The sequence below is a fragment of the Actimicrobium antarcticum genome (assembly GCF_039536745.1).
GTDB classification, from domain to species: domain Bacteria; phylum Pseudomonadota; class Gammaproteobacteria; order Burkholderiales; family Burkholderiaceae_D; genus Actimicrobium; species Actimicrobium antarcticum.
Map to the genome: position 1 here is coordinate 12,353 of NZ_BAAAZE010000014.1, position 14,909 is coordinate 27,261.

The following is a 14,909-nucleotide window of genomic DNA, read 5'->3' on the forward strand; positions in this document are numbered from 1 at the left end:
CCCACTCCTGCACGCAACCACCAGCAGTCCTCCCGCCCCGCATCAAAAAACTTTCCTAAAGTCACTATCCGGTCATATTAAAACAATAACATCCAGCCCGTTCCAGAGCCGCAGATGCGCCTTCCACCGACACACCAACCATTCCTGAAAATGAGACCCACTCTTCCGCTCGTGCGCACCAGACTCTCGCAGATCATCTCTCTCGCCCTGCTTTCCCTCGCTGTCGGACCGGAGGCCTACGCCGCCGATGCCGTTGACCTGGGCAGCGTCAACGTGAGCGCTGCAGCGGGTGCCTATCGGCCAAAAGAAGCCGCCAAGGGAACCGCTTCGGCCATTGCTCCGACGCAGTCGAGCTTGCTGGCGACGCAGCCGCAATCGGTCATCACGCGCGAATTCATCGAGAAATCGGTGGCGCCGACCGGCGACTACAGCGCCATCGTCAATATCGCACCCAGCCTGTCCGGTACCGCTGCCAACGGACCTGGCTTGAGCGAAACGAAGACCACGATGCGCGGCTTCAAGGATGACCAGTACAACATCACGTTCGACGGCATTCCTTGGGGCGACACGAATAATCCGGCCCATCACTCGACCTCGTTTTTCCCGGCGTCCGTGATCGGTGGCGCGGTCGTCGAGCGCGGTCCGGGCAATGCCAGCAATCTGGGCTTTGCCACCTTCGGCGGCACCATCAATCTGTTCTCGAAAAAACCGGCGCAGGAAATGGGCTACGGCTTTACCACCTCGTTCGGCACCTGGAATACCCGTCTGTATTCGGCCTATTACGAAAGTGGTCGCCTCCAAAATGCTGGCGACGCGACGGTCCAACTCAACTACAACCATTTGCAATCCGATGGCTATTTGACCGGCAACACCATCAAGAGCGACAACTACACCGTCAAGGTACAAAAGCCGCTGGGCGATGCCACGCTGCTGACCGCCTTTGCCTCGTTCAACGACATCAAGTACACGCAAAACGATAACGGCAATGGCCCGACGCTGGCGCAGTCGGCACAGTTCGGCAAGAACTACAGCCTCAACGACGACCCGACCAGCTTCAATTACACCGGCTTCAATTACACGACCAAGAAGACCGACTTCGCCTATCTTCGCCTGCAAAGCAGCTGGGGTGCGGGCTGGAATACCGACAATTCGCTGTACACGTATGCGTACGATAACCAGACGATTTCATCGACCGACCCGACCGGCGCCACCGCGCCCGGCACCAAGATCGGCGGCGTCGGCAACAAGGATATTCCGGGCATCGACAAGCAGAATAAGTACCGCGTCTACGGCGATATGTTCAAGGCCACCAAGCAGCTCGATGCAGGTCTGGCACGCGTCGGCATCTGGCTCGAAAAATCGGATTCGGACCGTCATCAATATGATCTCGATCTGACCAAGGGCAATATTCGCGATCCGCGCGAAACCAAGCCCACGCCGTTGCAGCAACCGAGCGTGCTGTTCGATCAGCAATCCAGCGTCACGACCGCGCAACCGTTTGCCGAATTCGAGTGGGCCGCCGGTCCGGGCCTGACGGTCACGCCCGGCGTGAAGTTCGTCAACATCACGCGCTCGGTCGACGCGCTCATCAACCAGACCACGCGCCTGCCACAAAATGCATCGACCTCGTATCGCACGACGCTGCCGTTTCTGACCATCAATCAGCAGCTCACGCCGGCGCTGGCGGTGTATGCACAATACGCGAAGGGCTTCCAGATTCCTGATCTGAAATCGTTCTATATCGCCAATCCCTCCCAGAACAGTTCCGATCCGCAAAAGTCGACCAATTACCAGCTGGGCATCGTCGGCAAATCCGATCGCTTTACCTGGGATGCCGATCTGTACCAGATCGACTTCACCAACAAATACGTGTCGAACAATCTGACCGGCGCGGATGCGGCTTTTGTGAATCTGGGTGGCGTGACGTACAAGGGTATCGAGGCACAGGGGACGTATGTCATCGGTTCCGGATTCTCGGTGTATGCCAACGGCTCGGTCAATCAGGCCAAGTCGGCTGAAACCGGCCAGACCATTGCCAACGCACCGCAAATGACGGCGGCACTCGGTGGCCTGTACGGCGCGGGACCGTGGTCGGCATCGCTGATTTACAAGGTCACGGGCAGCGCGCACCAGACCGAATACGATGCGACCAAGCCGGCTGATTACGATTACTACAAGGTCCAGGCCTACAAAAATGCGGATCTCGGCGTGTCGTATTCGATCAGGAATCCGTTCCTCGGCTCGAAGTTATTGAAGCTGCAATTGAATGTGTTCAACCTGCTGGACAAGCAGGACATTACGTCGATCACTGCCGGCAAGACCAGGCCGTTCGACCAATACCTGTACCAGGTACCGCGCAGCATGCAGATCTCGGCAAAGGCAGATTTCTGAGCCGGTAACGGATGGGCCCATGGTGTAAAAATTCGATCCGCGGCCTGCGGATCGAATCACTTTAAACGATCAAGAAACAACCAAGAAACAACCAAGAAACGAGCAAGATACATCCATGAATATTTCCAAGCTGATTGCACTGGCCAACGATTCCGGCGGCACGCTGTATCTGATGTGCCTGTTGCTGCTGGTCGCGCTGACCGTGATTATCGAACGCAGCCGTTACGTCCTGAGCATGCAACAAGGTGGTGAAGCGCTGATGAACCTGTTGCGTGACCACGTCGCGCTGCACAGTGAACCGGCGCGCGCCTTGCTGGTCAAATTCGCCAACCTGCCACACGCCCGCATGTTCCACGCTGCCACGCTGGAACCGGCAGGCGCCCCGCGCGAGGCGGCTTCGGGCCACCTTGAAGAAGTCCTGATGCATGAAGTTCCGCTGCTCGACCGCTCGCTGTGGATGCTCGATACGGTCATCACGCTGGCCCCGCTGCTCGGTCTGTTCGGCACCATCATCGGCATGTTCAATGCGTTCTCGGTATTGGGCGATGCACAGAACGGCGCCAGCCAGATCACCGGTGGCATTGCCGAGGCGCTCATCGCCACCGCATCGGGATTACTGATCGCGATGATCGGACTGATTTTTTTCAACTGGCTCAATACGCGCATCCGGGTCATCGTGCATCAGCTCGAGACCATCAAGATCATGTTACTCAACCGCGCGCCCGTGGCCGACGAGCACGCCGTTGCCGCACGTTTGAGGACGGCCTGAGCATGCGCTATTTCGAGGTACGCAAGGCCCGCATCGAGATCATTCCGATGATCGACATCATGCTGTTCCTGCTGGTGTTTTTTGCGATGCTGACCCTGAAAATGATTCCGACCAGTGGTCAGGTATCGAAGCTGCCAACCAGTTCGACCGCGACCGCGATCCCCTCACCCAAGCTGCTGATTGAAATCCGCGACGGCGGTGCCTTGTTTGCCGAGGGCGCGTCGGTGACTGCTGCCGCGATCACGTCGCTGGTAAGGTCGCGCGACGCCGCCAACCTGGCCGTCACCATCGCCGGCAGCGACCAGGCGTCGTTGCAGAATGTGATGAACGTGATCGACGCGGTGCGCAAGGGCGGTGCAACGCAGGTCGGCCTGGCTGCGCGCAAGTCGGGCGGGTAACGCAGCCGTGAGCATCGTCAATCCACTGTCGCTGGACGCGTTCCATACGCCCGGAGGAGCCTTGCGAACGCCGTACCTGCGCCGCAAAACACGTGGCTGGCAATCCTTCGGCATCGCGCTGGCCATCGAATCGCTGACAATTGCAGGCGTCATCGGCTGGTTCGCACTGCACCCCGCGATGCCGGTGCTGCACGTGGTGCCAATCACAATCAAGGCGTTGACAGTGTCCGAGCCAACACCGACACCCGTCGCACCGCCACTGCCACTGCCAGCACCATCCAAACCGCTTCCGCCACCGCCACCGCCACCGCTGCCAGTATCTGCGCCGCGCTCGAAAGCCCCTGCGCCTGCCCGGCCCGAGGCTGCGCCGCAAACCGTCGCACCTGTCGAAGCAGCGCCCAAGGTCAGTGTCCCCACCGCATTCAGTGCGCCCGTGCCAGTGGCGCCGCCGCTTGCTCCGGCTGCGGTCGCAGCGATACCGAGCGGACCATCGGCCGACTACATCGCCAGGGTCAAGGCCGCGGTACAGGCGGCCGTCATCTACCCGTCCGCCGCCCTGTCGCTGGAGTTTCGCGGCCGGGCCCGGGTCGCTTTCACGCTGCGCGATGGCATACCATCGGAGGCGCGCATCGTCACCGGCAGTGGCATGGGCCTGATTGATCGCGCTGCACTGCAGTCGATTCAGGCCGCAGCCTATCCGCCGCCACCGCCGTCTGCGCAAGGCAGGGAAGACAGCTACCAGGTGTGGGTCGAATTCAATTTTTGAGAGTGATGAACATGCAAAATCGAATCAGGAACGCGTCACTACCCGTGGGCTGCGTGGCGCTGGTCAGTCTGCTGACTGCCTGCGCGCCAACGCTGCAGCGTAACGAGTCGGCAGCATCGCCGCAAGACGCCATACAGGCCGCCTTCGTGGTGCAGGCCGACAACGGCAACGCTATTGCGCGTGTCGTGACGGTGGCCGCGAGTTGCCCCATGATCGACATCGATGGCCGGGCCCGAGCGATGCAAGTGCGCGCCGCCGCCGCGCTGCTGCCATCCCGCAGCGGTGGCAAGCAAGCCGATAACAAGGCTGTGGCGTTTCCGGTTCTGACCTGCGAAACCACATTGCCGCGCGGCGCAAATACCCTGCAGGTCGGTCAGCATGCATTGCGTGCGCCGCGTGACACCATCAATCACATCGTGATCATCGCCGATACCGGTTGCCGCATGAAGCAGTCGGATAACGCATTCCAGGATTGCAACGACCCGAAAAAATGGCCGTTCGCGCAAATCGCCCGCAGCGCTGCCGCGCTGCAGCCCGACCTCGTGCTCCATATCGGCGATATCCACTATCGCGAAAGTCCCTGCCCCACCACGCGCACCGGATGCGCCGGCAGTCCGTGGGGTTATGGTTTCGATACCTGGAACGCCGACCTGTTTCAACCTGCCCAACCCTTGCTGGCTGCAGCGCCGTGGCTGTTTGTACGCGGCAATCACGAATCCTGCGCGCGCGCGGGCCAGGGCTGGTTCCGCTTCGTCGATACTCAGCCGTGGACTGCGGCGCGCTCCTGCGACGATCCGGCGTTCGATGACGGGGCTGACTACAGCGATCCGTTCTCCGTGCGCATCGACCCGGCCCTGCAACTGATCGTATTCGACTCGTCGAAAGCGGGCAGCAAGGCCTACGCACCGACCGATGCATCGTATAAAAAATATCTCGCGAACATGCAGCAGGCCGACCGCTTGTCCCGGCAGGCACCGCACAACTTTTTTATCAATCACCATCCGGTTCTGGGTTTCAGTCCAACCAGAAATCCGGCAGAGGTCAAGCCCGGCAACGGGAGCCTGCAATCAGTGATGGCTGCGAGTCATCCCGGCCGACTTTTTCCGGCGGCTGTCGATGTCGCCATGCATGGCCATGTTCACTTGTTCGAGGCAATCAGTTTCAGCAGCGATCATCCGGCCACTTTTGTCATGGGCAATGCCGGTTCGGCATCGGAAGGCGGCTTCGGTGAGCACTTGCCTGTCGGCGCGCAGGCAGCACCTGGCGCGGTGCCGGACGTGTTCCTGTCACGCCCGGAATTCGGCTTTGCCAGTCTTGACCGTGTCGGCGCCGGCTGGGTGCTGACGGAACGCGATGTCGATGGACGCGCCTTGATCCGATGCGATGTCGAGGGATCGAAAACGCGCTGTAAAAAAGTACAGGGTGGCAGTCACTGACGAGTTGCTAAGGAAATGACCGCGAATGTGATCGCGGACGACATGGCGAGTGAACCGCAGCTACCACATCAAATCATCCGGAATCTGGAACGCCGCATACGGGTCGTCCGCATCCATCTCGGTGCTGGTTTTGTTCACCCGCACCACAAGCGCGGCGTCGCGCTCGGCGATCTTGTCGGCGATGACCCTGGGCACCAGTTCGGGAGCGCTGCCCTGGCAGACAATCACCAGCCGGCCAGCCACAAGATGCGCATGGACTGCGGCCGAGACGTAGAGACGCTCAACCTTGTTGGCGTGGGTAAAGTTGTAGGCGATATCGCCAGCCCCTTTGCTCTGGCGATTCTGTTGCACCATCTGCGCAATTTGCGCCGTGATTGCCTTTTGGGTAGCGGCAGCGTCGCGCTGGGCATTGAGTTCGCGCGCCCGCTCGGCATTCTTGCGCTGTGTTTCCAGTGCCGCCAGGCGCGCTTCATCGACACTTTGCGTGCCGGTCCGGCGCTCGACTTTTTTCTGCTTGTTCTTGTCCTGGTTGGCCAGTTTGGCTTTATTTTTATCGACCAGACCTGCCTTCAAAAACTGCTCTTGCAAAGAGGCCATGTGTACTGCTCCGTAGTGACGTATCAAGGAATCGCCAGCCCCGATGGCAGAGCCGGCAGTGGAAGGGCATGAGGATAGCGAACACGCTGGCGCTTCAGAGCAGCGACAATACAACAACGTCGCAAGCACGGTAATCCATAGCGCTACTCATAAAAAAAGGCCCAGGATGATTGGGCCTTTTTATCACACAGTGTCGGTACTGAACGGCAAGGCGTCTCTCTCGGAGTGACCATGCCTGCTTACCTGTCTTGTCAGACACCCGTCTTCAATTTGACGACCCGTGCAGGACGGTCCGACTCGGCTTCTGCAGGTTGCCGTCCCTTTTGGGCGAGCAGCTTGATGAAATCCTGCACGATCTGCCGGTGATGCATGTCCAGGGCCATGAAATCTGCGATCAGTTTGGATTGCGCTGATTCTGATGCACCAGACGCCTGAGGCGAAACGATCGCTGCATTTTCTTCCGGACCGCCAAAACGTAACCACTCTGCAGTCACTCCTAGCCAATTCGACAACGCACGAAGCTTATCCTGTGTCGGAATTGATTCCCCGACTAGCCATTTGCGGGCGGCATGTACGGTGATCGGACTGCCGGAAAACCGGAAATTGAATTCTCTGGATAGATACGTCGGATGGTTTGCTGCGTGGTTCGCGTTGCGCAAAGCCAGTTGCAGTCGAGCACTAAAAGCAGTCCGTTCAGTTGAGGTTTTCATATTAAGTTTGACTCCGAAAAGATTGAAATCACCAACAAGTTCTTGGAGGAATCGCCATTTTCAATCTCATTATTGACGTTCTGTACACGCTGGACATGCTGGATAATCGTCGAAAAATGTTATTTTTTTCCCTGAAGCAAATATACAGCATGCGCAAATAAAAAAACATTTGGTTCCATCATAAAAACCAATAATTCAGAAAAGAAAAGCATTGAAACCGTTATTTATCGACAAATTTTCTCAGATATACCTATTTTTTTGTGATTTTTTAATTATTATTTTTAAATATGTCAAATTACGTTAATTTGACATATCAGAGATATGGCCCCTCACGGCTACCGCTATCAGTTTAACTCTCCATACATGCCCTCGTTTCCCTGAGCAATACGGCGAACGGATTATCAGAACCGGCATAACGAACGAGGCCACGACACTTTTCATCGTGCTCAAAAAATGCCAAAAAGAAATTTTTGCGTATTACTATGAGTAGCAGATGCTATGTCTTTGTCGATGCAGTGTGGCAATTTCCCCTTTAGTCGACGACGCCCCCATCGACCACGCTCGCCATCTGCCAGAATGTTAATTCTCAATGTGAACAATTGTTAAAGTAAAACGAAAAAAGCCCGGCGATTAACATTAGTTGGTAAATTGACGTCAACCAATTAACCCCCGTTTTCGAGACCGACTCATGAGAATTGCCGTACTTGACGATGACCGCACCCAGACTGATCTGGTATGCCAGGTTCTGACCGCCTCGGGTCATTCTTGCCATCCTTTCCAGAGCGGAAAAGAGATGCTGAACCAGCTCCGTCGTGAAAGTTTCGACATGTTGATCATTGACTGGCAGGTGCCGGATCTGAGCGGCGCTGACGTACTGCTGTGGGCACGCGAGAAATTGCCACCTGTACTGCCAGTGCTTTTCATGACCAGTCGTTCGGGTGAAGACGATATCGTTGCAGGACTGGCCGCGGGCGCCGACGATTACATGATCAAACCGATCCGTCGCGGTGAGCTGGTGGCACGCGTACAGGCCTTGTTGCGACGGGCTTATCCGACCCAGAACACGATCGAACAGATTCAGTTCAGCCAGTATATTTTTGAGCCGCGCACCGGACGCCTGCTTGCCAATGGCGAATTGATCGAACTGACACAAAAAGAATTCGATCTGGCGCTGCTGCTGTTCCGCAATCTGGGACGACCCCTGTCACGGGCCTACATTCTGGAAGCGGTCTGGTCGCGTGATGTCGAGATTCCGTCACGCACGATGGATACCCATGTATCGCGTGTCCGTACCAAGTTAAAATTGCGCCCGGAACATGGTTTCCGCTTGGCACCAGTTTATAGTTACGGCTATCGGCTGGAACAAGTCGCCAGCTAGTACCGACCAGCATCCCTGCGCAGACAGGTTTCAATGCGATGCGGAACTAGCGCCCACACTGCATTGAAAAGGACACATGCGCGCCACTATCGTTCGCTGGATTCGAACCGGGTCACTGACTGCACTCGCTTTCTGCGCGACGCTACTGCTTGCTTTGCCACCTGCATTTTCGGCTGAGGACAGCGACAGCTTGCTCGTCTCGGCGTCCAGCATTACCTACACGACCCGCCGCGGCGATACGCTGTCATCGATCGCGACCCGGTTCACCAATGCCACCGGCAACTGGAATGTACTTGGCAAACTCAATAACATCAGCAAAGACACCAGCATTCCCGTCGGCACGCCCATCCTGATTCCAGCCAGCCTGCTGATCGATGAACCCAGCCAGGCGCAGGTGCTCGCTGTGTCCGGCAATGTCAGCGCCATGGGTGCCGACAACCGGCCTGTGGCGCTAAAAATTGGTAGTGTCATCACCGAAGGAATGCAACTCGATACTGCGACCAACAGCTTCCTGACCATCGGCCTGTCCGACGCGTCAAAGCTGTCGATCCCATCCGGCAGTCGTGTGCGAATGGCCAAGTTGCGCATGGCGCGCTACACCCGTAGTCCGCGCACCGAAATCGCCATCCTGCGTGGCAGTATCGAATCACAGGTCACGCCTCTGACACCGAATATGGGCCGGTTCGAGATCCGTTCACCGCTGGCCATGGCCGGTGTGCGCGGCACCCATTTCCGGGTACGGATTCTTCCCAATGGCACGACTGGCAACGAGCTGTTGAGCGGTACGGTCGAGGTGGAACGCCATGTGCCCGGCGATGGAATACTGCTGCAAAAAGGTCAGGGTAACGTCGTCACGGCTGTCGCCGTCGGTGCGCCTGTGGGTTTGCTGGCAGCACCCCAACTGGCTGACCAGGCCTATTTGCAACCAGCTGCGATGGCCAATTTCAGCGTCACGCCGCTGGCCGGAGCGGCCGGCTACCACCTGCAAATCGGCACCGATGCAGAGGGTCTGAACCTGCTGGCAGAAACCCGATCGGCCAGCACCAATATCCCCATCAACGGCATCCGCGAAGGCAATTATTTTGTGCGCGTCTCCGCGATCGATCGGCTCGGACTGGAAGGGTATGCACGCATGGTGCCGGTCAACCTCAGCCTGCGCCAGTCCGAGGCCAGGATCGCGGCGCCCAGCCCGCCAGTCATCGAAAGCAGCGATAGCAAACAGTTCCAGCTCACGTGGCGCAGCCCGTCACCCGCCGCGGGATTCCGAATTCAGGTCGGACGCGATGCCGATTTCAGCTGGCTGCAGTTCAATGCCACCACCGTAAAACCGGAATTAACGTTACCGCGACCGCCCTTCGGCACCTATTTTGCGCGGGTCCAAATCCAGAATGCCGATGGCAGTACCGGCCCTTTCTCGGCAACGCAGGGCTTTGTCGTGACCGATCAGTGGATCATCCATGAGGGCAATCCGATCGCTGCCCAACTTGGCCGGACGCGCTGACGCGCCCCCTTTTTGTGCCGATCCGTACTGTCCTCCTCTACTCGCAGCGAGTCGCTGCATTAAAGAACTTTTTTGCGCTACGCGAATGGCTGACCCTGCTGCTGGTCATGCTGCTGCTGGCCGCAGGACTGGGCTGGCAAAACGGCTTGGGCCGCATCGATCAAACCCTCTACGACAAGCTGATGTCCGCCAGCGGAAAGCCGGCCCGGGATGACATCATTATTATCGGCATCGATGATTACAGTTTGTCCGAACTGGGACGCTGGCCCTGGCCACGTCAATTGCATGCACGGCTGATCGACCGGCTCGGCGCGGCAAACCCGCGTGCGATCGGGCTCGACGTCATCCTGTCGGAACCGGAACAGGCACCACGGCTCGGCGATGCGGCCCTGCAAGCGGCACTGGCACGCAACGCAAAAGTGGTATTGCCAGTCGTCATGAGCAATACCCTGACCGGCCATCATGCATCGCTACCCATTCCTGACCTGGCTGGCGCCGCCCACAAGCTAGGCCATATTGCGTTAAACATCGACAACGATGGCGTCCTGCGCCGTGTGAATTTGCTGGAGCAGGACGGCGCACGATGGTGGCCCCATTTTTCGTCGCAGGTAGGGGGCGACGGCCTGCCGCAGCAACGCATACCGGCACAATCGGGCCGCGGCGAACCTGTCCTGATTTCGTATGCCGGCGGCAGCGGACATTTCAGAACGGTGCCGTACGTCGCTGTTCTGCGCGGCGAAGTCCCGGCTGAATTTTTCACCAACAAATACGTGATGGTTGGCGCGACCGCGGTCGGCATGACAGATACCTATCCGACCCCCGTCTCCGGACAGTCCGGTGGCATGGCCGGCATTGAAATCAACGCGAATATTCTGGCAAGCCTGCTCGATGGCACCTCGCTCAGCGCTGCCCGGCCCTGGCAGACTGCGCTGTTTAGCAGCCTCCCGGTATTGCTTGCGATGCTGTGCTATTTCCTGTTCTCGCCACGGGCGGCGTTGCTGGCGACCGCAGCGCTGATCATCAACAGCCTCGGCCTGTCGCTGATCGCGTTTCAATACGGCTTATGGATACCGCCCGCCGCCGCCTGCATAGTCCTGATACTGGTGTATCCGCTCTGGAGCTGGCGGCGCCTGGACGCCGCGATCAGTTATCTCGGCCAGGAATTCAGCCGGCTCGATAGCGAACCGCATTTGCTGCCCGAGATCAAGGACAACGGCGTACGCAGTGCAGACATTCTCGAACGTCGCATCAACGCAATGAAAAACGCCTCGCGCCGAGTGCGTGACTTGCGCCAGTTTGTCTCGGACAGCCTTGACAGCCTGCCCGATGCAACACTGGTGACGACAGTCGACGGGTATGTGTTGTTAGCGAATAAACACGCGGTCGACTATTTCGCCAGTGTCGGCTTCAAAAAAGTCAATGGCGCGCTGCTGCCTTATCTGTTTTTGACGCCGGGACTGTCACCGCCACACGCTCTCGACCCGTCCATCGACAGCCCGTTCAACTGGTGGGACTTGCTTGACCCTGAACGCGCCTCGACCTTCGGCGACGGCGTCGACTTTCGGGACAAATCCGGTATGGAACTGCTGGTGCGCAGCGCGCCGTGCCGCTCGAACGACAATGTGCTGACTGGCTGGATCGTCAGCCTGGTGAACATCTCGCCGATACGCTCGGCCGAACACAGCCGTGACGAAACGCTGCGCTTCCTGTCCCACGACATGCGTACGCCGCAAGCATCGATCCTTGCGCTGCTGGAATTGCAAGCCAATCCGGCATCGGCCCTGCCACAAACCGAGTTGTTTGCGCGCATCGACCGGGCCTGTCGCAAAACCCTGGGTCTGGCCGACAACTTTGTCCAGCTTGCCCGTGCCGAGTCGCATGAATACCGCTTTGAAGAAGTCGATTTCCATGACATCGTGTTTGACGCCACCGATGAAATGTGGACGCTGGCGAACAGCAAAAAAATTACCATCCGCACCGAAATCACCAGCGAGTCGTTTCCGGTGCGGGTTGACCGCGGGCTAATGACACGCGCGCTGGCGAACCTGCTATCGAACGCGATCAACTACAGCCCGGAGGGCACCACGATCGTGTGCGCGATGACGGCACGGCAAGGCCTGTCCGGCAGCCGGATCGCCTGCACCATCACGGACCAGGGCTATGGCATCGCCGCGGAAGACCAGATCAAGTTGTTCCAGCGCTTCCAGCGCGTCGACCTGCCCAACCAGCCACGCCATGACGGCATCGGACTCGGACTGGTTTTTGTCAAAACCGTCATCGAACGGCATCACGGAGAAATTTCGTTTACCAGCAAAGTGGGCATCGGTACGACATTCACGGTCGACCTGCCTGTTGTCGCCGAACACCCCCGGCCGGATGAAGGCGATCAGCAGTTATAATGACACCCTGAAAAGCAAGTCTGGCACACCCCTATCATGCAACTGCTCGCGCTCGGCCTCAATCACACTACTGCTCCGCTGTCACTGCGCGAGAAGGTCGCCTTTCCGGCGGACCAGATCGGACAAGCAGTGGTGGCAGCGCGCGCGTGGTTCGGCGAAAGTGCCGGCGATATCCGCACCGGTGATGAAGCCGCCATCCTCTCGACCTGCAACCGCACCGAACTGTATGCGGCCAGCGACCTGCCTGGCGGCGCCGAAGCAGTGCTCGATTCCACCGCCCATTTTCTGGCCAGTTATCACAAGCTCCCGTACGCCGAACTGCGCCCGTATCTGTACGCGTTGCCACAGGGCGAAGCAGTACGGCATGCATTTCGGGTGGCTTCCGGGCTGGATTCGATGGTGCTGGGCGAACCACAAATTCTCGGGCAGATGAAAGACGCCGTGCGTCAGGCCGATGCGGCCGGCGGACTCGGCACGTATCTGCACCAGATGTTCCAGCGTACTTTTTCGGTCGCCAAGGAAGTCCGCAGCACCACCGAGATCGGCGCGCACAGCGTCTCGATGGCAGCGGCTGCGGTACGGTTGTCGCAACGGATTTTCGACAGCATCAGCGAGCAGCATGTGCTGTTCATCGGTGCCGGAGAAATGATTGAATTGTGTGCAACCCATTTCGCTGCACACCATCCGAAGTCGATCACGATTGCCAACCGCACGCTGGAACGCGGCGAAGCACTGGCACAGCGATTCAACGGCAAGTCACTGCGACTGGCCGAACTGTCGGACCAGCTGGCGAACTTCGATATCGTGATTTCATGCACGGCCTCGGCTTTGCCGATCATCGGCCTGGGCCTGGTCGAACGTGCCATCAAGGCCCGCCGTCACAAGCCGATGTTCATGGTCGACCTGGCGGTACCGCGCGATATCGAACATGAAGTCGCACGGCTCGACGACATCTTTTTGTACACGGTCGATGACCTCGGCGCAGTGGTCCAGACCGGTGTCGATAGCCGTCAGGCCGCCGTGGCGCAAGCCGAAGCCATCATCGATACGCGCGTGCAATCCTTCATGCACTGGGTCGACCACCGGGCGATGGTGCCCGTGATCCAGGAATTGCACGAGTCCAGCGAAGCATTGCGGCTGCATGAACTCGAGCGCGCCCGCAAACTGCTGGCCCGTGGCGAAGACATCGACGTGGTACTGGAAGCCCTGTCGCGCGGGCTGACTGCCAAGTTCCTGCATGGCCCGCAACAGGCGCTCAACAATGCCCACGGCGACGAGCGCGCCCGCCTGGCGGCGCTGCTGCCGCAACTGTTCCGCACCCGCCGCTAGCGAGCTTCGCGCCTGACTTTCCGTCTTTGCTGCTTCTTGCGCTGCTTCTTGCGCTACACCCCGCCCGCGCCACACGATTTCCAGGAATATCCATGAAACCATCAATGCTCGTCAAACTTGACCAGCTCGCTGACCGGCTGGCTGAACTCAATGAGTTGCTGACTCAGGAAAATCTCGCGTCCGACATGGACAACTACCGCAAGCTCACGCGCGAACATGCCGAGCTCGGCCCGCTGGTGGCGCTGTACGGTGCCTTCCGCGACGCCGAGGCCGACATCACGACCGCGCACGAGATGCTGTCGGACCCCGACATGAAAGATTTCGCCCAGGAAGAAATTACCGCTGCCAAAACCCGCATGGAGCATATCGAAGCCGACCTGCAAACCATGCTGCTGCCCAAAGATCCGAACGACGAACGCAACCTGTTCCTGGAGATACGCGCCGGCACCGGTGGCGATGAATCGGCGCTGTTTGCCGGCGACCTGCTGCGCATGTACACGCGCTACGCCGAACGCAATCGCTGGCAAGTCGAGATGGTGTCGGAATCCGCCTCGGATGTCGGCGGTTACAAGGAAGTCATCGTGCGACTGATCGGTAACGGTGCGTATTCGCGCATGAAGTTCGAATCCGGCGGCCATCGCGTGCAGCGGGTGCCTACCACCGAAACCCAGGGCCGCATCCACACCTCGGCCTGCACGGTCGCGGTGATGCCCGAAGTCGATGAAGTCAGCGATGTCGACATCAACCCGTCTGACCTGCGTATCGATACCTATCGCGCTTCCGGCGCCGGTGGCCAGCACATCAACAAGACCGATTCGGCGGTGCGCATTACCCATTTGCCGACCGGTATCGTGGTCGAATGCCAGGACGACCGTAGCCAGCACAAGAACAAGGCGTCGGCGCTGAAAGTGCTGGCCGCCAGGATCAAGGATGCGCAGGTGCGCGAGCAGCAATCGAAAGAAGCCGCTACCCGCAAATCACTGATCGGCTCGGGCGACCGCAGTGAACGGATACGCACCTATAATTTCCCGCAGGGGCGCATGACCGACCACCGTATCAACCTGACCCTGTACAAGCTCGACTTCATCATGGATGGTGATCTCGGCGACCTGACCGGCGCGCTGGCGGCAGAACACCAGGCCGATTTGCTGGCGGCATTGGGTGACGAGAGCTGATGCTTACCCATGATTTATCGTCATCAGGCGATCCTTTTTCCATCGATTTTTTTACCCCGG

12 protein-coding genes are annotated in these 14,909 nt (G+C 58.7%); 10 read left to right on the plus strand and 2 right to left on the minus strand.

All coding sequences use genetic code 11. The features are described 5' to 3' along the window. The first annotated feature begins 150 nt into the window (after nucleotides 1-150). The 5 genes from ABD720_RS16745 to ABD720_RS16765 all read left to right on the plus strand — a co-directional run bounded on the left by ABD720_RS16745 (nucleotide 151) and on the right by ABD720_RS16765 (nucleotide 5,760). Nucleotides 151-2,391 carry a TonB-dependent receptor gene (locus ABD720_RS16745; RefSeq protein WP_344765010.1) on the plus strand — a complete coding sequence of 747 codons (2,241 nt, stop codon included), beginning with the start codon at nucleotides 151-153 and terminating at the stop codon, nucleotides 2,389-2,391. Nucleotides 2,392-2,506: 115 nt separating this feature from the next. Further along, entirely contained in the window at nucleotides 2,507-3,160 is a 654-nt protein-coding gene (locus ABD720_RS16750; RefSeq protein ID WP_344765012.1) for a MotA/TolQ/ExbB proton channel family protein, read from the plus strand. A gap of 2 nt (nucleotides 3,161-3,162) precedes the next feature. Further along, nucleotides 3,163-3,558 carry an ExbD/TolR family protein gene (locus tag ABD720_RS16755; RefSeq protein ID WP_344765014.1) on the plus strand — a complete coding sequence of 132 codons (396 nt, stop codon included), beginning with the start codon at nucleotides 3,163-3,165 and terminating at the stop codon, nucleotides 3,556-3,558. Nucleotides 3,559-3,565: 7 nt separating this feature from the next. Beyond that, nucleotides 3,566-4,324, plus strand: a complete 759-nt coding sequence (locus ABD720_RS16760) for a TonB family protein (RefSeq protein ID WP_344765016.1) — start codon at nucleotides 3,566-3,568, stop codon at nucleotides 4,322-4,324. Between the two features lie 11 nt (nucleotides 4,325-4,335). Then, nucleotides 4,336-5,760, plus strand: a complete 1,425-nt coding sequence (locus tag ABD720_RS16765) for a metallophosphoesterase family protein (protein WP_344765018.1) — start codon at nucleotides 4,336-4,338, stop codon at nucleotides 5,758-5,760. Nucleotides 5,761-5,820: 60 nt separating this feature from the next. On the opposite strand, the gene ABD720_RS16770 is transcribed toward ABD720_RS16765, so the two are convergent. Next, nucleotides 5,821-6,357 carry a DUF2058 domain-containing protein gene (locus tag ABD720_RS16770; RefSeq protein ID WP_344765019.1) on the minus strand — a complete coding sequence of 179 codons (537 nt, stop codon included), beginning with the start codon at nucleotides 6,355-6,357 and terminating at the stop codon, nucleotides 5,821-5,823. Between the two features lie 251 nt (nucleotides 6,358-6,608). Then, nucleotides 6,609-6,740 carry a hypothetical protein gene (locus ABD720_RS16775; protein ID WP_344765021.1) on the minus strand — a complete coding sequence of 44 codons (132 nt, stop codon included), beginning with the start codon at nucleotides 6,738-6,740 and terminating at the stop codon, nucleotides 6,609-6,611. Between the two features lie 1,015 nt (nucleotides 6,741-7,755). Between ABD720_RS16775 and ABD720_RS16780 the strand changes: the two genes are divergently transcribed. From ABD720_RS16780 to prfA, 5 genes are all read left to right on the plus strand, one after another. After that, nucleotides 7,756-8,445, plus strand: a complete 690-nt coding sequence (locus tag ABD720_RS16780; protein ID WP_344765023.1) for a response regulator transcription factor — start codon at nucleotides 7,756-7,758, stop codon at nucleotides 8,443-8,445. A gap of 76 nt (nucleotides 8,446-8,521) precedes the next feature. Then, the gene (locus ABD720_RS16785; protein ID WP_344765025.1) at nucleotides 8,522-9,946 is read left to right on the plus strand and encodes a FecR domain-containing protein; all 1,425 of its coding nucleotides are present in this window, start codon (nucleotides 8,522-8,524) and stop codon (nucleotides 9,944-9,946) included. A gap of 14 nt (nucleotides 9,947-9,960) precedes the next feature. Beyond that, entirely contained in the window at nucleotides 9,961-12,345 is a 2,385-nt protein-coding gene (locus tag ABD720_RS16790; RefSeq protein ID WP_344765027.1) for a CHASE2 domain-containing protein, read from the plus strand. A gap of 36 nt (nucleotides 12,346-12,381) precedes the next feature. Beyond that, a complete protein-coding gene (hemA, locus tag ABD720_RS16795) occupies nucleotides 12,382-13,674 on the plus strand; it encodes a glutamyl-tRNA reductase (protein WP_344765030.1) in 1,293 nt (430 codons plus the stop codon). Nucleotides 13,675-13,766: 92 nt separating this feature from the next. Beyond that, nucleotides 13,767-14,849: a peptide chain release factor 1 gene (gene prfA / locus ABD720_RS16800; protein ID WP_344765032.1), complete on the plus strand. Its 1,083-nt coding sequence runs from the start codon at nucleotides 13,767-13,769 to the stop codon at nucleotides 14,847-14,849. Nucleotides 14,850-14,909 lie beyond the last annotated feature (60 nt).